Source organism: Streptomyces sp. R28, from assembly GCF_041052385.1.
GTDB lineage: Bacteria > Actinomycetota > Actinomycetes > Streptomycetales > Streptomycetaceae > Streptomyces.
In genome coordinates this window covers 1,162,011-1,180,995 of the sequence record NZ_CP163439.1, presented here as the reverse complement: position 1 = coordinate 1,180,995, position 18,985 = coordinate 1,162,011, and the positions used below count along the sequence as shown (strand labels likewise).

The following is an 18,985-nucleotide window of genomic DNA, read 5'->3' as shown; positions in this document are numbered from 1 at the left end:
AGATCGAAGGCCGGCCGAACGGTGCATCGACCGGTCAGCCACCGAGTGTGGCGATCGTCTCGCGCAGCCAGGTGAGTTCGGCCCGGGACGTGGCCCGGGCGATGGTCAGGATGCCGCGCCGGAAGGGATCGTCCAGCTCCTCGGCGCGCAGTGGCCGGTCACCGTCGTAGAAGAAGCTGGCCGGCTCTTCGAGGAAGGTGAGCCGACGTCGTAGTACGGCGGACTGGGCTGCAGCGTCGTCCAGGTGCCGGAGGAAAGCGAGCACCGTGAACCACCGGTTCTCGTCGCTGATGTCGCGCGGGCCGGGCTCGGCGAGCCGGTGGCGCAGTTCCTGCCGGCCCGCTTCGGTCAGCGTCAGCACGTGACGTGGAGCGGCAACGGCTCCCGGTTCCGTGGCGCGCGCCAGCAGGCCTGCCTTCTCCAGCCGCTTGATCGCGGGGTACAGCGTGCTCTCGGCGACCGGCTTCACGTGCCCCGTCAGCGCTGCGATGCGTTTGCGCAGCTCATAGCCGTGGAGCGGGGTGTCGTAGAGGAATCCGAGGATGGCGAGCTCCAGCATGCCCACATTCTCGCTCAGATCCGGTGTACATCTGCAACGGAGTACCTTCGAGGTGATGTACATCCATCTATTGATACATCGGTGGCGAAGTATATCGTGGAGTGGTGACCAAGCTTCAAGGGAGAACGCGATGAGGCAGGCCGAGTTCGACGGCATGGGCAGCTGTATCCGCTGGACGGAGACGCCGGGGGAGGAGCCCGCGCGCGTGTACGTGCACGGACTGGGGTCGGTGTCCTCCGTGTACCACGCGCATATCGCGGCTCGGCCCGAACTCTCGGGTCGGCGGAGCCTGTTCGTCGACCTGCCGGGGCATGGCATCAGCGACCGGCCCGAGAACTTCGGCTACCGGCTGGAGGAGCACGCCGACGCCCTCGCGGCGGCGCTCGACGCGGCGGATGTGAGCGGTGCGGAGCTGGTCGCGCACAGCATGGGCGGTTCCGTCGCCATCGTGCTCGCCCATCGTCGGCCCGACCTCGTCTCCCGGCTGGTCCTCACCGAGGCCAACCTCGACGCCTCGCCTCCGCCCGGTCCCGGGAGCGCGTGGATCACGGCCTACGAGGAGGAGGAGTTCGTCGGCGGCGCGCACGCGCGCGTGCTGGAGGCGGTCGGACCGTTGTGGGCGGCGACCATGCGGTTGGCCGATCCGCGCGCCCTGTACCGCAGCGCCGTGGGGCTGAGGCGAGGCTCCGAGCCGGTCATGCGCGACATCCTCGAGGGGCTGACCATCGACCGCGTGTTCCTTCAGGGCGAGCTCAGCGGTGAACTCCCCGGCAGGCAAGCACTGGAGGCCGCGGGCGTGCGCGTGGTGACCGTGCCCGGCGCCGGCCACAACGTCATGTTCGACAGCCCCGACGCCTTCGTGGCGGCCGTCGCCGGGCGGGGGTGAGGCATCAGGCCTCGCGTACGGCCAGCGCCAGGAAGCGGTCGTCCTCGTCGACGTACGACGTCATGCGCCATCCGGAACCGGCCAGCAGCGGCCGGAGGTTGGGCTCGGCTCGCAGGTCGCCGGGGGTGATTTGGCGGCCCTGGCGTGCCGCGAGTGCCGCCCTGCCGATCGGGTGGAACAGTGCGAGCATGCCGCCACGGCGTACCACACGGGCCAACTCCCGCAGGTTCGTCGCCGGATGGGGCAGGTGTGCGATGAGGCCGGCCCCGAACACGGCGTCGAGGGACTCCGACCGCAACGGCAGCGCGGCCACGTCGGCGAGCAGCAACTGCCCGTCGGCGTCGCGTCCGGCCCGTACGGCGGCCTCCAGCATGGCCGGGGTCAGATCGGCCCCCAGAACCACTCCCGAAGGCCCCACGGCGGCACGCAGGGGCGGCAGGGCCCGCCCGGTGCCGCAGCCCGCGTCGAGCACCCGGCTCCCCTCGCGCAGCCCGAGCTCGGCGACCGCGGCCGCGTAGGCGGGACCGTCGTCGGGGAACCGACTGTCCCAGTCGGCGGCGCGGGCCGTGAAGAACTCCTGCACATGCGTGTGGTCGTCGCTCATGTTCCGCATGATCCCTCACCGGCAGGGATGACGCCGCTGTGCACACGTTCGAGCGTGACGCGATCGTTCCGGTGCATCTGTGCGTCATATTCCAACAGCTTTCGAAATGCGCCCCCTTCGTGCGCCCGTGCCCCCCTAGCGTCCCGGGTCCATGGGACACCTGGACCACGCCGCCCTGGGTTGGCTGACACCCGTGCTGTCGTACGTGATGGCCGGCATAGGCGCCGCGCTCGGCCTGCGCTGCACCGTTCGCGCGCTCGGCGCCACAGGCCGGTCGCGCCGCAACTGGCTCGTCACCGCGGCCTCGGCGATCGGCACCGGCATCTGGACCATGCACTTCGTGGCCATGCTGGGCTTCAGCGTCAGCGGCACCGACATCCGCTACGACGTGCCGCTCACCATCGTGAGCCTCCTCGTCGCCATGGTCGTCGTCTGCGCCGGCGTCTTCGCCGTGGGCTACAGCCGCGACCGCACCCGCGCTCTCCTCCTCGGCGGGCTCACCACCGGACTCGGCGTCGCGAGCATGCACTACCTGGGCATGGCCGCCGTACGACTCCACGGCGACGTCACCTACGACCCCGTCCTCGTCGGACTCTCCGTCCTGATCGCGGTCGTCGCGGCGACGGCGGCCCTGTGGGCGGCGCTCAACATCAAGTCGCCCGTCGCCGTCACCATCGCCTCCCTGATCATGGGCGCGGCGGTCAGCAGCATGCACTACACCGGGATGTTCGCCGTCGGCGTGGACGTCACGCCCTCCGGCGACGTCCTGCCCGGGGCCACGGCGATGCAGTTCATCTTCCCCCTCGCCGTCGGCCTCGGGTCCTATCTGTTCCTGACCTCGGCCTTCGTCGCGCTGTCGCCCACCACGAGGGAGCGCGAGGCATCCGCGTCGGCCCAGCGGTCGGTCGAGAGCGTCGCCGGCTAGCGACGGGTCCGGACCGGTGACGGCCCGGAACGGCACGCCCCCGAACCACTTCCGAGCGAGGAGGCCATGCGTACACCCCGTAGGACCACCGCAGTCGGCGTCGAGACGCCGCCCCCGTCCCCCGTGCGCGGCCGCCGCGCCCATGCCGGACCGCCGGCCGACGAAGGCCCGGAAGAACTCACGGGCGTGGCGCCGGACGACCCACCCACGCGCGCGGAGCGCTGGCGCATGCGGCCGCGCACCGTCCGCGCCAAGATCGTCTGTCTGCTGATGGTGCCGGTCGTCTCGCTGCTGGCCCTGTGGGCCTACGCCACCGTCAGCACCGCTCAGGACGTCTCCAGGCTGCGCCAGTTGCAGCGCGTCGACTCCGAGATCAGGACCCCCGTCGCGGCCGCCGTCGCCGCCCTCCAGGCCGAGCGCGATGCCGCGGTGCGCTACGCGACCGACCCTTCCGCCGGACAGAGCGCAGATTTCAAGAGGCTCGCGGAAGGCACCGACAAAGCGGTGGCGCAGCTGAGGCTCGGCGACCGCAGCACGGTCGCCGACAGCGAGGAGCTGCCCGCCGGGGTGGCCCGGCGGCTCGAGGCCTTCGTCACCGGCGCCGAGCAGCTGAGCACCGTACGCAGTGCCGTTCTCGACCACCGCTCCGGCTGGGACGAGGCGTACGGGCGGTACACGAAGACCATCGCGAGCGCGTTCTCGGTGGGCGGCGCGCTCACCGGCATCCAGGACGCCGAGCTCGGCTCGGAGGCGCGCGTGCTGCTCGAATTCGCCCGCGCGGGCGAGGCGCTGGCCCAGGAGGACGTGGTGCTGGACAGCGCGCGCCTCGCCGGGCGCCTCGACGGAGAGCGGCTGAGGCTGTTCACCGGAGCCGTCGACACCCGCCGTACGCTCACCGAATCCGCCGTCGTGGACCTGCGCGGACCGGAACGCGCGGCCTGGCAGGACCTCGCCGGCGGCAGCGCCTACGCGAGCGTGGCCGCCGTCGAGGACAAGGTCCTGGCCACCGCACCGGGCAGACGGGCGATCGACGCCGCGGCGGAAGCCGCCTGGAGCAAGGCACACGCACGCGTGCAGGGCGGAATGCGGACGATCGAGCAGGACGCCGGGCGCGGAGTCGCGGACAGCGCCGACCCGTTCACCCGGGGGCTGCTCACCCCGGCCGGCGCCGCCGTCCTCCTCGGCCTCGCCGCCGTCGCCGCCTCCCTCGTGATCTCCGTACGCATCGGTCGCGGTCTCGTCGTCGAGCTGGTCAGCCTGCGCAACGGCGCCCTGGACATCGCCCGGCGCAAACTCCCCGAGGCCATGCTCAAACTGCGTGCCGGTGACGAGATCGACATCCAGGCCGAGGCGCCGCCAGGACCGCCCGCCGAGGACGAGACCGGCCAGGTCGCCGAGGCCCTGGGCACCGTCCACCGCGCCGCGCTCCGGGCCGCCGTGGAGCGCGCCGAGCTCGCCAGCGGCATCTCCGGCGTCTTCGTCAACCTCGCCCGCCGCAGCCAGGTCCTCGTGCACCGCCAACTGAGCCTGCTGGACAGCATGGAACGGCGCTCCGAGGACCCGAACGAACTGAGCGACCTCTTCCGGCTCGACCACCTCACCACCCGCATGCGACGTCACGCCGAGAGCCTGATCATCCTCTCGGGAGCGGCACCCGGGCGGGCCTGGCGGATGCCGGTCTCCCTGACCAACGTGGTCCGTGCGGCCGTCTCCGAAGTCGAGGACTACGCGCGCGTGGAGGTGCGACAGCTCCCCGAGGCGTTGGTCATCGGCGCGGCCGTCGCCGACGTCACCCACCTCCTCGCCGAGATCGTCGAGAACGCAGCCCAGTTCTCGCCGCCCCACACGCGCGTGCGCGTCACCGGCGAGCCCGTCGGCAACGGCTACGCCGTCGAGGTCGAGGACCGCGGCCTGGGCATGGGCAAGGAGACCCTGGCCGAGGCCAACCGGCGCATCGAACAGTCCGAGGCACTCGACCTGTTCGACAGCGACCGGCTCGGCCTCTTCGTCGTCAGCAGGCTCGCCTCCCGGCACGGCATCAAGGTCCACTTGCGCGCCTCGCCCTACGGCGGTACCACCGCGGTCGTCCTGTTGCCCACCGCCCTGCTGCACGAAGCCACGGCGGAACGTTCCCCCGGCAGAAGGGCGGACAGCGAGCGGCCCGCCGAGCGCGAGTACGCGCGCGTGCCCGCCGCCGACCGGCACCAGGAGTCCGTCCACGCGGTCGCCGACCGGCCCGCACTGGTGGCTCCCGCACCGGCCGCGGCGGAGGCCAGCACGACCGACACCCCACCCCCCGGAGTCACCACCTTGCGACTGCACCGCCCTCCGGACGACTCCGAAGTCTCCGACGACCTCCCACGCCGCGTACGGCAGGCGAGTCTCGCCCCCCAACTGCGCGAGGGGCGCCCCGAGGAGCCGGCGCAGCCGCCCGCCGGCCGTGACGACGACCAGCGCACCCCCGAACTCGTACGGGACCGCATGGCGGCCTACCGCGACGGCTGGGTGCGCGGCGGCGGCAGGCAGCCCGGCCGCAGTGCCACTCCCGATTCCACAGCGTGCAGCGACAGCAGCGAAGGAGACCCCGCATGATCCAGGATCCGGGCATGAGAGCAGCTCAGCGGTCCGGCGAACTCGACTGGTTGCTGGACGACTTGGTGCTGCGAGTGAGCGAGGTACGGCACGCCGTCGTGCTGTCCAACGACGGACTCGCCGTGGGCGCGTCGACCGGCCTCCGTCGCGAGGACGCAGAGCATCTCGCAGCGGTCGCCTCCGGTTTCCACAGTCTGGCCAAGGGCGCGGGCAGGCACTTCGGCGCCGGCGGGGTGCGCCAGACCATGGTGGAGATGGACGACGCCTTCCTGTTTGTGGCGGCCGCGGGCGACGGTTCCTGTCTCGCCGTCCTCACCGCCGTGACCGCCGACATCGGACTGGTGGCGTACGAGATGGCACGGCTGGTCAAACGGGTCGGCGAGCACCTCCACACGCCAACTCGCGTGGCAGCGCGGCCGCCCGCCGCAGGATGAGCCGAAAGGGCGGTCCGCGCGCATGATCGAGGACACGACGGGCGCCCCGCGCGAGCAGGGCAGCCAGTGGTACGACAGTGAGGCCGGGCCCCTCGTCCGCCCGTACGCCATGACGGGCGGACGCACCGACCCCGGCCCCACCGGGGTGCGTTTCGACCTGATCGCCCTCGTCACCCTGGCCGCCGGCGCGCCCGGAGCCGACGACGACACCGCGCTCGGGCCGGAACACCGGGCCCTCATCGAGCTGTGCCGACCGGAGACGCAGTCGGTCGCGGAACTCGCCGCGGGCGCCGATCTGCCCGTGGGGGTCGTCCGGGTGCTCCTCGGCGACCTGCTGGAAATGGGCTGCGTCACCGTCAGCCGTCCGGTACCACCCGCACAACTTCCGGACGAACGGATCCTTCGCGAGGTGATCGAAGGATTGCGAGCCCTGTAGATGACATGCCAGAACCAGCCAAAAGCGGTCCGATCCCACGAAGGACAGCCCCAGTTGCCATGATGCTGACTTCGCACCGTGACGTCGACCGATGCCGACACTCCCGAGAGAAGTGATCGATGGTCTCCGAGCACTCCGACGCCTCCGACGGCGAGACGGCCGCCCTGGCGCTGAAGATCCTTGTCGCCGGCGGATTCGGCGTGGGCAAGACCACCATGGTGGGCGCGGTCAGTGAGATCCGGCCGCTGCGCACCGAGGAACTGCTCAGTGAAGCGGGGCAGTTGGTGGACGACACCGACGGCGTGGACCAGAAGGTCACCACGACCGTCGCCATGGACTTCGGACGCATCACCATCCGGTCCGGCCTGTCCCTCTACCTCTTCGGCACCCCGGGGCAGGACCGCTTCTGGTTCCTGTGGGACGAACTGTCACAGGGCGCCCTGGGCGCGGTGGTCCTCGCGGACACCCGGCGCCTGGAGGACTGCTTCCCCGCGGTGGACTACTTCGAGCACCGGCACATCCCGTTCGTCGTGGCCGTCAACTGCTTCGCGGGCGCCCGGACGTACGGCGCCCACGACGTCTCACGCGCCCTCGACCTGGACCGGGGCACACCCGTCGTGCTGTGCGACGCCCGGGACCGCGACTCGGGAAAGGAGGTGCTGATCCGCCTCGTCGAGTACGGCGGGCGGATGCACACCGCCCGGCTGCTCGACTCCGTGGGCTGACTGGTTCCCTACGCGCCGACTGCTTCCCTGCGCGCCGACCGGCTCCATGGGCCGACCGGTTCTCAACCGCTGTCGGCTCTGGCGCCGACCGGCCTTCGGACCGCTGTCAGTCCGCGACGCCTTTCTCCGCCAGCACCTTCTCGATCGCGACGCGGACGAGGAGTTCACCCGGAACACCATTGCGGGCCCCGAACTCCTCCGCGCGCTCCTCGCCCATGTACCGCCCCCCGATACGACCGGCCCAGTGCCTCAGCTCCTCGAGATCCTCCGAAACCCGGGCGATGCCCTGAAGCACCACGAAGTCGTACGGCGGCCGGTCGACGTCCACGCACAGCGCCACCCGGCCGTCACGGACCAGATTGCGGCCCTTCACACTCGACTTGCCGGTGTTGAACACCACCTCCTCACCGTCCAGCACGAACCAGATCGGCGTCACATGCGGACTCCCGTCGGCTCGCACGGTCGACAACTTTCCGGTGCGTGTGCCCTGCGAGACGAACGCCCGCCATTCCTCATCGGTCATCTTCTGCGCCATGCCCCCATCCTCCTTGCCCGCGGGCCGGATCGTCGGGAAGGGTGGCGAAGAGATCCTCCGGCGCAGGGGGAGACATCTACACGGGGAGACCGGAACATGGCGCAGAACCAGGGACTTGGCTGGTTGCTGGACGACCTGACGGAGCGCGTCGATCATGTGCGGCACGCGCTGGTGCTGTCCAACGACGGTCTGGTGACCGGTGCGAGCACCGGACTGCGGCGCGAGGACGCCGAGCACCTCGCCGCCGTCTCATCCGGACTGCACAGCCTCGCCAAGGGCTCCGGGCGGCACTTCGGCGCGGGCAGAGTGCGCCAGACGATGGTCGAGTTCGACGACGCGGTGCTGTTCGTCACGGCGGCGGGTACCGGCAGCTGTCTGTGCGTGCTCAGCGGCGCGGAGGCGGACATCGGCCAGATCGGCTACGAGATGACCCTGCTCGTCAACCGGGTCGGCGAGCACCTCGACGTGGACGCCCGACAGCCCGAACGGGCACCGAGCACAGACGTCTGACCTGCTGATTCCTCGCCCCCGTGGAGTTATCCACAGGCTCGCCACGAGATCTGCCCGACCGGCTACGGTTTTTGTCACGGCGAGCGCACACAGCGTGAGCCACTGACTCCACGGGGGAGACCGACCATGTCAGGCGACACTGTCACGAAACCGCACCACCTCTCGTATACGCCGAGTCGCGCCGCCCGCGAACTGGGGCTGAAGCGTGGAGAGTTGGACCTCGCCGTTCACCTCGGACTCATCCGGACCGTGCCGGACGAGGGAGGCGGGGGCCGGCGCGTCCCGCGGTCGGAGATCGACCGGCTGCGTTCGGGGGTCGGGTTCCCCGAGTCGTTGCAGGACCGCGTGAAAGTGGTGGGTACGACAGAGGGCGCAGGCCTCATGGACGTGTCCGTCGGCAGGTTCACGCGCCTGGCCCGCCTGGGGCTGGTCGTCCCGGTGACCTGGTACCTCAATCGCTACCGAGCCGTGGTGTGGTTGTATCTCGTCGAGGAGCTGAAGCGGTTCGCCGCCGACGAGAAGAACACCCCGCTGCTGAAGGACCGACGTACGCCCGAAGGGCTGCGCGGCATGCTGGACGCGGGCGTGGATCTACGGGCGCGCAACTGGCGGGGACGGCATCGGGGATTCCTGCTGCGACTGGCTGGCGACCCATGGGAGAGCGCCGGCGCGCTGGCCGCCTTCCTCGACCCCGTCCAGATCGCGGAAATCGTCCCCGACCCCTATGAGCGCTCCCATCTGAACCGCTTCCGGCCAGGACCGCCGGCATCCGGCGCACCGGGTTCGCCCGCCGCGCACCTGGCCGAGAGGATCATGACGGCGGACGACCCGGACGAGATCGGCCTGCTGCGGGCCGACCTGACGGCAGTACTGGAAGCAGCACGCGAGAGGCGGCCGGCCCCGCGTCCGACGGCAGTACGGGGCCCGGCGCCGGCGCATCCGGTGCACCTCGTCCCGCCCCGGCCCGAGGAGCCGGAACCGCCACGCGGCCTGCTGAGCCGGCTGCGTCGCAGAAGCCCCCGGGCTACAGCGTCCTGAACAGACCTTCCTGGACGACGGACACCAGCAGGCGCCCTTCCAGGTCGTAGATCCGCCCACGGGCGAGTCCCCGCCCACCGGTCGCGATCGGTGACTCCTGGTCGTACAGGAACCACTCGTCCGCGCGGAACGGCCGGTGGAACCACATCGCGTGGTCCAGCGACGCGATGTCGAAACTCCGCGGGCCCCACAGGGGTTCGACCGGGATGCGGACGGCGTCCAGGAGGGTCATGTCACTGGCGTAGGTCAGCGCGCAGGTGTGCACGACCGGGTCGTCGCCCAGCGGCCCGACCGCGCGCATCCACACGGCACTGCGCGGCTCGGCGTCCTCGACCTCCTCGGCGGTCCAGCGCAGCCGGTCCACATAGCGGATGTCGAAGGGCTGACGGCGTGCCATCCGCTCCAACTGCTCGGGCAGTGCGCCCAGATGCTCCCGGATCTCGTCGGTGACCGTCGGCAGCGACTCCGGGGCCGGCACCTTGCGGCCCGGCGGCAGTTGGTGCTCGAAGCTCCCTTGCTCAGGCTGATGAAAGGAGGCGGTGAGGTTGAAGATCGTGCGGCCCTGCTGCACGGCGGTGACCCGGCGGGTCGTGAACGACCTGCCGTCCCGTACCCGTTCGACCTGGTACACGATCGGCACGCCCGGCCTGCCCGGGCGAAGGAAGTACGCGTGCAGCGAGTGCACCGGGCGGTCGCCGTCCGTGGTGCGCGCGGCGGCGACCAGTGCCTGGCCGGCCACCTGGCCGCCGAAGACCCGCTGCAGGGACTCCTGCGGGCTGCGGCCGCGGAAGATGTTGACCTCGATCTGCTCCAGGTCGAGCAGGTCGACGAGCCTCTCGGCCGGGTTCGTCGTCATGGGTGGGATTCTCCTGTGCTCACAGCTGGCCTACGTCGGTGACGCGGACCACCGCGCGGCCCTCCGCGTCGGAGGCGGTGAGGTCGATCTCCGCGCTGATGCCCCAGTCATGGTCGCCGTTCGGGTCGTCGAAGATCTGGCGGACGCGCCACAGGCGGTTCGCCGGCTCCTCCTCGATCACCAGGAGCTTGGGCCCACGGGCGTTGGGGCCGGTGCCGAGGTCCTCGTACTCGTCCCAGTACTTGTCCATCGCCTCGCCCCAGGCCTCGGCGTCCCAGCCGGCCTCCGCGTCCAACTCGCCCAGCTCCTCGACGTGGTCGAGGGCGGCGAGCTCGACGCGGCGGAACATGGCGTTGCGGACGAGGACGCGGAAGGCACGCGCGTTCGTGGTGACGGGCTTGACCTCGTCGGCCTTCTCCTGCGCCTCCTCGGCGGTCATCTCCTCCGGGTTGGCGAGCTGCTCCCACTCGTCCAGCAGGCTGGAGTCGACCTGGCGCACCATCTCGCCGAGCCACTCGATCAGATCCTGCAGATCCTCGGACTTCAGGTCGTCCGGGATGTTGTGGTCGAGGGTCTTGTACGCGCTCGCGAGGTAGCGCAGCACGATGCCCTCGGTGCGGGCCAGCTCGTAGAAGGACACCAACTCCGTGAAGGACATCGCCCGTTCGTACATGTCCCGGATGACGGACTTCGGCGACAGCGGATGGTCGCCGACCCAGGGGTGGCTCTTGCGGTACGTGTTGTACGCGTGGAAGAGCAGCTCCTCCATGGGCTTGGGGTAGGTGATGTCCTGGAGGCGCTCCATGCGCTCCTCGTACTCGACGCCGTCCGCCTTCATCGCGGCGACGGCCTCGCCCTTCGCCTTGTTCAGCTGGGCGACGAGGATCTGCCGCGGGTCGTCGAGGGTGGATTCGACGACGGACACCATGTCCAGGGCGTAGGAGGGCGAATCCGGGTCCAGAAGTTCGAACGCGGCCAGGGCGAAGGTGGACAGCGGCTGGTTGAGCGCGAAGTCCTGCTGGAGGTCGACGGTGAGGCGGACGATGCGGCCGGTGGCGTCCGGCTCGTCGAGCTTCTCGACGATGCCGCCGTCCAGCAGCGAACGGTAGATGGCGATCGCGCGCCGGATGTGCCGCAGCTGCTGCTTGCGCGGCTCGTGGTTGTCCTCCAGCAGGTGCCGCATCGCCTCGAAGGCGTTGCCGGGCCGGGCGATCACCGACAGCAGCATGGTGTGGGTGACCCGGAAGCGGGAGGTCAGCGGCTCCGGTTCGGAGGTGATGAGCTTGTCGAAGGTGTTCTCCGTCCAGCCGACGAAGCCCTCGGGAGCCTTCTTGCGGACGACCTTTCGGCGCTTCTTCGGGTCGTCGCCGGCCTTGGCGAGCGCCTTCTCGTTCTCGATGACGTGCTCGGGCCCCTGGGCGACGACGAAGCCCGCCGTGTCGAACCCCGCGCGCCCGGCGCGGCCGGCGATCTGGTGGAACTCCCGGTTGCGCAGGGTGCGGACGCGGTTGCCGTCGTACTTGGTCAGGGCCGTGAACAGCACGGTGCGGATGGGGACGTTGACACCCACGCCCAGCGTGTCCGTGCCGCAGATGACCTTCAGCAGACCGGCCTGCGCGAGCTTCTCCACCAGGCGGCGGTACTTCGGCAGCATGCCGGCGTGATGCACCCCGATGCCGTGCCGTACGTAACGGGAGAGGTTGCGGCCGAACTTGGTGGTGAAGCGGAAGTTGCCGATCAGCTCGGCGATCTGGTCCTTCTCCTCGCGCGAGCACATGTTGATGCTCATCAGCGCCTGCGCCCGCTCCACGGCCTGCGCCTGCGTGAAGTGCACGATGTAGACCGGCGCCTGCTTGGTCTGCAGCAACTCGGTCAGCGTCTCGGTCAGCGGGGTGAGCTTGTACTCGTAGGACAGCGGTACGGGACGGGTCGCCGAGCGGACCACCGCCGTCGGGCGGCCGGTGCGCCGGGTGAGGTCCTTCTCGAACATCGAGACATCGCCGAGCGTCGCCGACATCAGGATGAACTGCGCCTGGGGCAGCTCCAGGATCGGGATCTGCCAGGCCCAGCCGCGGTCCCCCTCGGCGTAGAAGTGGAACTCATCCATGACGACCTGGCCGACGTCCGCCTGCTTGCCGTCGCGCAGCGCGATCGACGCGAGCACCTCGGCGGTGCAGCAGATGACGGGAGCGTCGGCGTTCACGGACGCGTCGCCGGTCAGCATGCCGACGTTCTCCGTGCCGAAGATCTTGCAGAGCTCGAAGAACTTCTCCGAGACCAGCGCCTTGATCGGAGCGGTGTAGAAGGTGACCTCGTCCCGGGCCAGCGCCGCGAAGTGGGCGCCCGCGGCGATCATGCTCTTGCCGGAGCCGGTGGGCGTCGACACGATCACGTTCGCGCCCGAGACCACCTCGATCAGCGCCTCCTCCTGATGGGGGTAGAGCGTGAGACCACGCTCCTCGGCCCACGACTCGAAGGCTTCGTAGAGGGCGTCGGGGTCGGCGGTCGGCGGCAGCTGATCGATGAGGGTCACCCACCCATCTTGCCTGCCCTCCTGCTCCACAGGGGAATCGGATGCAGGGTCGAAGATCGCGAACGCTACGCTGTGTCGCCGACGACAAGTCAGCGAACCCGGTCAACTGGACAGCGGCACACGAGGAATGGGGCGGGCAACGGCGATGATGGGACCAGCACACTCACTATCGGGAGCCGCCGCCTGGCTCGGCGTCGGAGCGGCCGCCGCCGCTGCGGGGCACGGGATGCCCTGGCCCGTCCTCCTGTCCGGCGCGCTGATCTGTGCCGGTGCGGCCCTCGCCCCGGACCTCGACCACAAGGCGGCCACCATCTCGCGGGCGTTCGGGCCGCTGTCGCGCTGGCTGTGCGAGATCGTCGACAAGTTGTCGTACGCCGTCTACAAGGGGACGAGGAAGCAGGGCGACCCGCGTCGCTCCGGTGGGCATCGCACACTCACGCATACGTGGCTGTGGGCGGTCCTGATCGGCGGGGGCGCCTCGGTCCTGGCGATCACCGGGGGACGCTGGGCGGTGCTGGCGATTCTGTTCGCGCACATGGTGCTGGCCATCGAGGGCCTGCTGTGGCGCGCGACCCGTGGCTCCAGCGCCGATGTCCTGGTGTGGCTGCTGGCCGCGACCAGCTCGTGGATCATCGCCGGGATCCTGGACAAGCCGGGCAACGGCTCGGACTGGCTTTTCACGGCGCCGGGCCAGGAGTATCTGTGGCTTGGGCTGCCGATCGTGCTGGGCGCGCTGGTGCACGACATCGGGGACGCGCTGACGGTCTCCGGCTGCCCGATCCTGTGGCCGATCCCGGTGGGACGCAAGCGCTGGTACCCGGTGGGCCCGCCCAAGGCGATGCGGTTCCGTGCGGGCAGCTGGGTCGAGCTCAAGGTGCTGATGCCGGTGTTCATGGTGCTCGGCGGGGTGGGCTGCGCGGCGGCGCTCAACGTCATCTGAGGGGGACGGGGCGGGCACGTCGTCATCTGAGCGAGAGGGATCGGGCGCGTCGCCGCATCGGTGATCCGCCCGGGGGACCGAGCCGCCGCCGGGCGGCGTGGATCTCCGGTCTGGCCTCCGGATCAGCCACCCTGTCCCGCTCCACCGCCGTAGCGCCGCTCGAAGGCGGCGACGCGGCCCTCGGAGTCCAGTGTTCGGGCCTTGCCGGTGTGGAAGGGATGGCTCTCCGAGGAGATCTCCACGTCGACGACCGGGTAGGTCTCGCCGTCGTCCCAGTCGATGGTCTGGTCGCTGGACGCGGTGGACCGGGTCAGGAAGGCGTAACCGGCGGAGCGGTCGCGGAAGACGACCGGGTGGTAGTTGGGGTGCTTGTCCTGCTGCATGCGAACTCCTTGTGTGGCGGCATGGGCAAGGGCCGACGGAGCGGGGCCGAAGGCGCGGGGGCTGAGCCACAGGGACTACGGGATCGGCCGCAGAGGGATTGTGGGTCAGCCGGACAGGGAGTCCTCGTCGACGATGTGCATGGCAGCCTCCTCGGCGGACGCCGCCGCACCGTCGATGCCGACGTCCGTCGCGACGAGCGCGCTCTCCTCGTCCTCGTGGGCACCTTCGTCGGGTGCCACGAGGCGGCCGGAGCGCATGCCGCCGACCTCGTTGTCGAGGAGTTCTCCGTCGGTGCCCTCGGCGTCGCCGAGGCCGTCGCCGTCGGGGGCGACGACATCGGGCAGTTCTTCGGCGAGCCGCTGGTCGAGGGTCTCGCCCTGCTGGCGCTCGGCGGCCGTCACATCGGCGCGCTCGACCGCCCACGGCCGCTCCGGTGGGGACCAGCCCCGGTCCAGGGGGTCGTCGACGCCGTCGTTGTCCAGGGTGTCCTCCACGTCGAGCAGCCCCGTGTCCTCACGTTGATCGGATGCGTCGGGCTGGTAGACGTCGTCCCCCCATCCGTCGGCGCTGTTCACGGGTACCTCCAGGTGGTGGGGACGGGCCCGAACTCACCGCGGTCGGCGGTGGGCCGCCGCGGCGCGAGGCACAGGCCGCACCCGGCGCGAACCGGGTGGTTCCCGGGTGCTCCCCGAACCGGTGTCGCTATCCAGCCTTCCACCCCTTTTCGCCCCGGCGCAACGGCACGGAGCAAGGGCGGGCACTCCGGATCGGCCGGACCCCCAAAGCGCGCCGTCGTGCGGAGCCACCTCCACCACCCGGCCAGTCCCACGCCCGCCCACCGACCGACGACAGCGGCCCCGGCGTCCCCGGGCACCGCGAGGTGCCTTTCCCAGCCACGGCGACCCGTAGCGCTCCGTGCCCTGGGCGCTCGGCGTCCCCGGCGTGGGCCGACCGCGTCTCCGGTCTGGTCAGCCGGGGCGCTCGCCCTGACCGGCGCTCGTTCCCGGCCCCGACCTGCCAGGACATCGGGCCTGGGCCGACTGCGCTCCCGGCCTGGTCAGCCACGCTTCCGGCCCGAGCCGACCGTTCCTGCCGATTCGGGCCGCACTCGGCTCCCGGCAGCCCTGGCCGACCTCGTCCGGCCCCAGTCGGCCAAGGCTCCTGCCCCACCGCGTCCCGGCCCCGCTCAGCTCAGCCAAGCCCCACCCACTCACCCATGCCAAGACCGCCAGTCACCCATGCCAGGACCGCCAAAGCGCGGCATACGCCCCGTCGGCGTTCACCAGCTCGTCATGGCTGCCCAGCTCGCTGATGCGGCCGTTCTCGACGACCGCGATGACGTCGGCGTCGTGGGCGGTGTGGAGGCGGTGGGCGATGGCGACGACCGTGCGGCCGTCGAGGACGCGGGCCAGGGAGCGCTCCAGGTGGCGGGCCGCCCGGGGGTCCAGGAGCGAGGTCGCCTCGTCCAGGACCAGTGTGTGCGGGTCGGCCAGCACCAGGCGGGCCAGCGCGATCTGCTGGGCCTGGGCCGGTGTGAGCGCGAATCCGCCCGAGCCGACCTCGGTGTCCAGGCCGTCGTCGAGCGCCCGGGCCCACGCGTCCGCGTCCACCGCGCCCAGCGCCGCCCACAGCTCGGCGTCGGTCGCGTCGGTGCGGGCCAGCAGCAGGTTGTCGCGCAAGGCACCCACGAAGACGTGGTGCTCCTGGTTGACGAGGGCCACGTGGGAGCGGACCCGCTCGGCGGTCATCCGGGACAGTTCCGCACCGCCGAGGGTGATGCGGCCGTCCCGGGGCGCGTAGATACCCGCGAGCAGCCGGCCCAGCGTGGACTTGCCCGCCCCGGAGGGCCCGACGAGCGCCAGCCTGGTGCCGGGCGGGACCTCCAGGGAGACCTTGCGGAGTACGTCCACGCCCTCCACGTAGCCGAAGTGAACCCGGTCGGCGTGCACGTCGCGGCCGTCGGGTGCCAGCAGGGCATCCCCGGCCTCCGGCTCGATGTCCCGGACCCCGACCAGCCGGGCCAGCGACACCTGGGCCACCTGCAGCTCGTCGTACCAGCGCAGGATGAGTCCGACGGGGTCCACCAGCATCTGCGCGATCAGCGCACCCGTGGTCAGCTGGCCGACCCCGATCCAGCCCTGCAGGACGAACACGCCGCCGACCATCAGGACCGAGGCGAGGAGCATCACGTGGGTGACGTTGATGAAGGGAAAGAACACCGACCGCAGCCAGAGCGTGTAGCGCTCCCAGGCCGTCCACTCCTTGATCCGCTGCTCCGACAGCTCCACGCGGCGCTCGCCGAGGCGGTGGGCCTCGACGGTGCGTCCGGCGTCCACGGTCTCGGCGAGCGCGGCGGCCACGGCGGCGTACCCGGCGGCCTCCGAGCGGTAGGCGGACGGCGCCCGCTTGAAGTACCAGCGGCAGCCGGTCACCAGCAGCGGCACGGTGAGCAGTACGGTGGCCGCCAGCGGGGGCGCGGTGATGGCGAGCCCGCCCAGCAGCAGGAACACCCAGACCACGCCGATCGCCAGCTGGGGCACCGCCTCGCGCATCGCGTTGGCCAGCCGGTCGATGTCCGTCGTGATCCGGGACAGCAGGTCGCCCGTCCCGGCCCGCTCCAGGACACCGGGCGGCAGCCCGACCGACCGGACGAGGAAGTCCTCGCGCAGATCGGCCAGCATCTGCTCCCCGAGCATCGCGCCGCGCAGCCGCACCTGCCGGACGAACACGGCCTGGACGACGAGCGCGGTCGCGAACAGCCCGACGGTGAGCTCCAGATGGAGCTCCCGCGCGCCGACGCCGTCCGACACCCGCTCCACCAGTCCGCCCAGCAGCCAGGGCCCCGCCATCGCGGCCACCACGGCCACTGTGTTGACGGTGATGAGCAGCAGGAAGGCACGGCGGTGCCGACGGAACAGCTCGACCACATAGGCGCGTACGGTCGCGGGGGCGCCGACCGGCAGGGTGCTCGCCGTGGTCGGGGCCGCCGGGTCGTACGCCGGTGGTGCCACGCCGATCATGCCGACTCCTCGATCTCTTCCAGTTCCTTCAGTACGTGGTCGAGGGCGGCCGACCCTGACCGTGGGCCTTCGCCCGCCGCATCGTTTTCGTGCAACGAGGCGTTCAGAGCGGCCTCTTCGTCGGTCTCCCGGGTCACCACGGCCCGGTACCGCGGTTCGCCGTGCACCAGCTCGCGGTGCACGCCGACCGCCGCGACCTCGCCCTCGTGGACGAGCACGACCCGGTCGGCGCGGTCCAGGATCAGGGGTGAGGAGGTGAACACCACCGTCGTGCGCCCCGTCCGCAGGCTGCGCACGCCCTCCGCGATCCGTGCCTCGGTGTGCGAGTCGACGGCCGAGGTCGGCTCGTCCAGGACGAGCACCTCGGGGTCCGTGATCAGCGACCGGGCGAGCGCGAGGCGCTGGCGCTGGCCGCCGGACAGGGACCGGCCACGTTCGGTGATGCGGGCGTCCATCGGGTCCTCGGCGTCGAGCGAGCCCTGGACCAGCGCGGCCAGGACGTCCTTGCACTGCGCGGCGTCCAGCGCCTCCTCGGGACCGACATCGCCCGACCGCGGCACGTCCAGCAGTTCGCGCAGCGTGCCGGAGAGCAGCACCGGGTCCTTGTCCTGCACGAGGACGGCCGTACGGGCGCAGTCGAGCGGCAGCTCGTCGAGCGGGACACCGCCCAGCAGCACCGGCGTGCCCTCCTCGGAGCCGTGTCCGCCCAGTCGTTCGGCCAGTCGCCCCGCCGCGTCCGGGTCGCCGCACACCACGGCGGTGAGCCGGCCGGTGGGGGCGAGCAGTCCGGTGGCAGGGTCGTACAGGTCCCCGGAGGGCACCTCGGCCCCGTCGCGCGACCCTTCGGTGTCGGTGACCCGTTCCAGCGACAGCACGCGCGCGGCCCGACGGGCCGAGGGACGTGAGAAGGAGTAGGCCATCGCGATCTCTTCGAAGTGCCGCAGCGGATAGGTGAGGATCATGATCGAGCTGTAGACGGCGACCAGTTCGCCGACGGTGACCCGGCCCTCGCGGGCCAGATGGACGCCGTACCAGATGACCACGATCAGCAGCAGCCCCGGCAGCAGCACCTGGATCGCGGAGATCAGGGACCACATCCGGGCGCTGCGCACGGCCGCGTGACGCACGTCCTGCGACGCGCGGCGGTAGCGGTCGAGGAAGAGTTCCTCGCCGCCGATGCCGCGCAGGACGCGCAGGCCGGCGACGGTGTCCGAGGCCAACTCGGTGGCGCGCCCGGCCTTCTCGCGCTGGAAGTCGGCCCGCCGGGTCGCCCGAGGCAGCAGCGGCAGCACGGCGACCGCCAGTACGGGCAGGCCCACGGCGACGATCACGCCGAGCGCCGGCTGGTAGAGGACCAGGCCGACACAGACCACGACGATGGTGACCGCAGCCGCCGTGAACCGTGACCACGCCTCGACGAACCAGCCGATCTTCTCGACGTCGCCCGTGGAGACGGCCACGACCTCACCGGCCGCGACGCGCCGGGTCAGTGCCGAGCCCAGCTGCGCGGCCTTGCGGGCCAGTACCTGCTGGACCCGGGCGGCGGCAGTGATCCAGTTGGTGACGGCGGTGCGGTGCAGAAAGGTGTCGCCGATGGCGTTGCCGGCGCTGCACAGTGCCAGGAGCCCGCCCGCGAGGGCGAGTCGTGCCCCCGAGCGGTCGACGACGGCCTGGATGGCGACGCCGACGCAGAACGGCAGCGCGGAGACGGACAGGAAGTGCAGCAGCCCCCAGGCCAGGGACTTGAGCTGTCCGCCCATCTGGTTCCTGAAGAGCCACCACAGGAATCGGGGACCCGAGCGTGCGTCCGGCACACCTGGGTCGGGATACGGAAGGTCTTGAATCTGCATGACGTCCCAGTGGCTCGTGTCAGTGGGGGGATGGGATAGGGAGGGGGATGGGGAGTCGATCGGAAGCCGACGCGCGGAACGGACCGTGCACCGCGCACGGCGGCAGCAAACCGTGACAGGTTCGCGTCGCAGCGTGGCCGGACGCAAACGGTTTTCCG

General features: G+C 71.1%; 18 protein-coding genes. 9 read left to right on the top strand and 9 right to left on the bottom strand.

The window, feature by feature from the left end:
* Window positions 1-34 precede the first annotated feature (34 nt).
* A complete protein-coding gene (locus tag AB5J49_RS04995) occupies window positions 35-559 on the bottom strand; it encodes a PadR family transcriptional regulator (protein ID WP_369167248.1) in 525 nt (174 codons plus the stop codon).
* Window positions 560-689: 130 nt separating this feature from the next.
* On the opposite strand from AB5J49_RS04995, the gene AB5J49_RS04990 reads away from it, so the two are divergent.
* Window positions 690-1,445 (top strand): alpha/beta fold hydrolase, encoded by a 756-nt coding sequence (locus AB5J49_RS04990; RefSeq protein ID WP_369167247.1) that lies wholly within the window; start codon window positions 690-692, stop codon window positions 1,443-1,445.
* A 4-nt stretch (window positions 1,446-1,449) separates the two neighbouring features.
* On the opposite strand, the gene AB5J49_RS04985 is transcribed toward AB5J49_RS04990, so the two are convergent.
* The gene (locus AB5J49_RS04985) at window positions 1,450-2,049 is read right to left on the bottom strand and encodes a class I SAM-dependent methyltransferase (RefSeq protein ID WP_369167246.1); all 600 of its coding nucleotides are present in this window, start codon (window positions 2,047-2,049) and stop codon (window positions 1,450-1,452) included.
* Window positions 2,050-2,200: 151 nt separating this feature from the next.
* Between AB5J49_RS04985 and AB5J49_RS04980 the strand changes: the two genes are divergently transcribed.
* From AB5J49_RS04980 to AB5J49_RS04960, 5 genes are all read left to right on the top strand, one after another.
* Window positions 2,201-2,974, top strand: a complete 774-nt coding sequence (locus AB5J49_RS04980) for an MHYT domain-containing protein (RefSeq protein ID WP_369167245.1) — start codon at window positions 2,201-2,203, stop codon at window positions 2,972-2,974.
* Between the two features lie 66 nt (window positions 2,975-3,040).
* The gene (locus tag AB5J49_RS04975) at window positions 3,041-5,566 is read left to right on the top strand and encodes a nitrate- and nitrite sensing domain-containing protein (RefSeq protein WP_369167244.1); all 2,526 of its coding nucleotides are present in this window, start codon (window positions 3,041-3,043) and stop codon (window positions 5,564-5,566) included.
* Window positions 5,563-6,000: a roadblock/LC7 domain-containing protein gene (locus tag AB5J49_RS04970; protein WP_369167243.1), complete on the top strand. Its 438-nt coding sequence runs from the start codon at window positions 5,563-5,565 to the stop codon at window positions 5,998-6,000. The genes AB5J49_RS04975 and AB5J49_RS04970 overlap by 4 nt, the downstream gene beginning before the upstream one ends.
* A gap of 22 nt (window positions 6,001-6,022) precedes the next feature.
* Window positions 6,023-6,436 (top strand): DUF742 domain-containing protein, encoded by a 414-nt coding sequence (locus AB5J49_RS04965; RefSeq protein WP_369167242.1) that lies wholly within the window; start codon window positions 6,023-6,025, stop codon window positions 6,434-6,436.
* A 119-nt stretch (window positions 6,437-6,555) separates the two neighbouring features.
* Window positions 6,556-7,161, top strand: a complete 606-nt coding sequence (locus AB5J49_RS04960) for an ATP/GTP-binding protein (RefSeq protein WP_369167241.1) — start codon at window positions 6,556-6,558, stop codon at window positions 7,159-7,161.
* 106 nt (window positions 7,162-7,267) lie between these two features.
* Here AB5J49_RS04960 and AB5J49_RS04955 read toward each other — a convergent pair whose 3' ends face one another.
* Window positions 7,268-7,696 (bottom strand): PPOX class F420-dependent oxidoreductase, encoded by a 429-nt coding sequence (locus AB5J49_RS04955; RefSeq protein ID WP_369167240.1) that lies wholly within the window; start codon window positions 7,694-7,696, stop codon window positions 7,268-7,270.
* 96 nt (window positions 7,697-7,792) lie between these two features.
* On the opposite strand from AB5J49_RS04955, the gene AB5J49_RS04950 reads away from it, so the two are divergent.
* Together AB5J49_RS04950 and AB5J49_RS04945 are read left to right on the top strand one after the other, a co-directional pair.
* Complete coding sequence (locus AB5J49_RS04950; protein ID WP_369167239.1) at window positions 7,793-8,206, top strand: roadblock/LC7 domain-containing protein; 414 nt, start codon at window positions 7,793-7,795, stop codon at window positions 8,204-8,206.
* 126 nt (window positions 8,207-8,332) lie between these two features.
* On the top strand, window positions 8,333-9,244 hold the full coding sequence (locus AB5J49_RS04945) for a DUF6397 family protein (protein ID WP_369167238.1): 912 nt from the start codon (window positions 8,333-8,335) through the stop codon (window positions 9,242-9,244).
* On the opposite strand, the gene AB5J49_RS04940 is transcribed toward AB5J49_RS04945, so the two are convergent.
* Both AB5J49_RS04940 and AB5J49_RS04935 read right to left on the bottom strand, forming a co-directional pair.
* Window positions 9,231-10,100 carry an acyl-CoA thioesterase gene (locus AB5J49_RS04940; protein ID WP_369167237.1) on the bottom strand — a complete coding sequence of 290 codons (870 nt, stop codon included), beginning with the start codon at window positions 10,098-10,100 and terminating at the stop codon, window positions 9,231-9,233. The two genes, AB5J49_RS04945 and AB5J49_RS04940, sit on opposite strands and share 14 nt — an antisense overlap.
* Before the next feature lie 19 nt (window positions 10,101-10,119).
* Window positions 10,120-12,633, bottom strand: a complete 2,514-nt coding sequence (locus AB5J49_RS04935; protein ID WP_369167236.1) for a DEAD/DEAH box helicase — start codon at window positions 12,631-12,633, stop codon at window positions 10,120-10,122.
* Window positions 12,634-12,778: 145 nt separating this feature from the next.
* On the opposite strand from AB5J49_RS04935, the gene AB5J49_RS04930 reads away from it, so the two are divergent.
* Window positions 12,779-13,573: a metal-dependent hydrolase gene (locus AB5J49_RS04930; protein WP_369167235.1), complete on the top strand. Its 795-nt coding sequence runs from the start codon at window positions 12,779-12,781 to the stop codon at window positions 13,571-13,573.
* Between the two features lie 122 nt (window positions 13,574-13,695).
* Here the strand turns inward: AB5J49_RS04930 and AB5J49_RS04925 are convergent, their stop codons facing one another.
* The 4 genes from AB5J49_RS04925 to AB5J49_RS04910 all read right to left on the bottom strand — a co-directional run bounded on the left by AB5J49_RS04925 (window position 13,696) and on the right by AB5J49_RS04910 (window position 18,827).
* On the bottom strand, window positions 13,696-13,956 hold the full coding sequence (locus AB5J49_RS04925) for a type B 50S ribosomal protein L31 (RefSeq protein ID WP_369167234.1): 261 nt from the start codon (window positions 13,954-13,956) through the stop codon (window positions 13,696-13,698).
* A gap of 105 nt (window positions 13,957-14,061) precedes the next feature.
* On the bottom strand, window positions 14,062-14,532 hold the full coding sequence (locus AB5J49_RS04920) for a DUF5709 domain-containing protein (RefSeq protein ID WP_369167233.1): 471 nt from the start codon (window positions 14,530-14,532) through the stop codon (window positions 14,062-14,064).
* A gap of 657 nt (window positions 14,533-15,189) precedes the next feature.
* On the bottom strand, window positions 15,190-16,977 hold the full coding sequence (locus AB5J49_RS04915) for an ABC transporter ATP-binding protein (protein WP_369167232.1): 1,788 nt from the start codon (window positions 16,975-16,977) through the stop codon (window positions 15,190-15,192).
* On the bottom strand, window positions 16,974-18,827 hold the full coding sequence (locus tag AB5J49_RS04910; protein ID WP_369167231.1) for an ABC transporter ATP-binding protein: 1,854 nt from the start codon (window positions 18,825-18,827) through the stop codon (window positions 16,974-16,976). The genes AB5J49_RS04915 and AB5J49_RS04910 overlap by 4 nt, the downstream gene beginning before the upstream one ends.
* Between the last annotated feature and the right edge of the window lie 158 nt (window positions 18,828-18,985).

Coding starts and splice junctions, on each gene's coding strand:
- AB5J49_RS04995 (WP_369167248.1), bottom strand. CDS start 559: ATGCTGGAGCTCGCCATCCTCGGATTCCTCTACGACACCCCGCTCCAC.
- AB5J49_RS04990 (WP_369167247.1), top strand. CDS start 690: ATGAGGCAGGCCGAGTTCGACGGCATGGGCAGCTGTATCCGCTGGACG.
- AB5J49_RS04985 (WP_369167246.1), bottom strand. CDS start 2,049: ATGAGCGACGACCACACGCATGTGCAGGAGTTCTTCACGGCCCGCGCC.
- AB5J49_RS04980 (WP_369167245.1), top strand. CDS start 2,201: ATGGGACACCTGGACCACGCCGCCCTGGGTTGGCTGACACCCGTGCTG.
- AB5J49_RS04975 (WP_369167244.1), top strand. CDS start 3,041: ATGCGTACACCCCGTAGGACCACCGCAGTCGGCGTCGAGACGCCGCCC.
- AB5J49_RS04970 (WP_369167243.1), top strand. CDS start 5,563: ATGATCCAGGATCCGGGCATGAGAGCAGCTCAGCGGTCCGGCGAACTC.
- AB5J49_RS04965 (WP_369167242.1), top strand. CDS start 6,023: ATGATCGAGGACACGACGGGCGCCCCGCGCGAGCAGGGCAGCCAGTGG.
- AB5J49_RS04960 (WP_369167241.1), top strand. CDS start 6,556: ATGGTCTCCGAGCACTCCGACGCCTCCGACGGCGAGACGGCCGCCCTG.
- AB5J49_RS04955 (WP_369167240.1), bottom strand. CDS start 7,696: ATGGCGCAGAAGATGACCGATGAGGAATGGCGGGCGTTCGTCTCGCAG.
- AB5J49_RS04950 (WP_369167239.1), top strand. CDS start 7,793: ATGGCGCAGAACCAGGGACTTGGCTGGTTGCTGGACGACCTGACGGAG.
- AB5J49_RS04945 (WP_369167238.1), top strand. CDS start 8,333: ATGTCAGGCGACACTGTCACGAAACCGCACCACCTCTCGTATACGCCG.
- AB5J49_RS04940 (WP_369167237.1), bottom strand. CDS start 10,100: ATGACGACGAACCCGGCCGAGAGGCTCGTCGACCTGCTCGACCTGGAG.
- AB5J49_RS04930 (WP_369167235.1), top strand. CDS start 12,779: ATGATGGGACCAGCACACTCACTATCGGGAGCCGCCGCCTGGCTCGGC.
- AB5J49_RS04925 (WP_369167234.1), bottom strand. CDS start 13,956: ATGCAGCAGGACAAGCACCCCAACTACCACCCGGTCGTCTTCCGCGAC.
- AB5J49_RS04915 (WP_369167232.1), bottom strand. CDS start 16,977: ATGATCGGCGTGGCACCACCGGCGTACGACCCGGCGGCCCCGACCACG.
- AB5J49_RS04910 (WP_369167231.1), bottom strand. CDS start 18,827: ATGCAGATTCAAGACCTTCCGTATCCCGACCCAGGTGTGCCGGACGCA.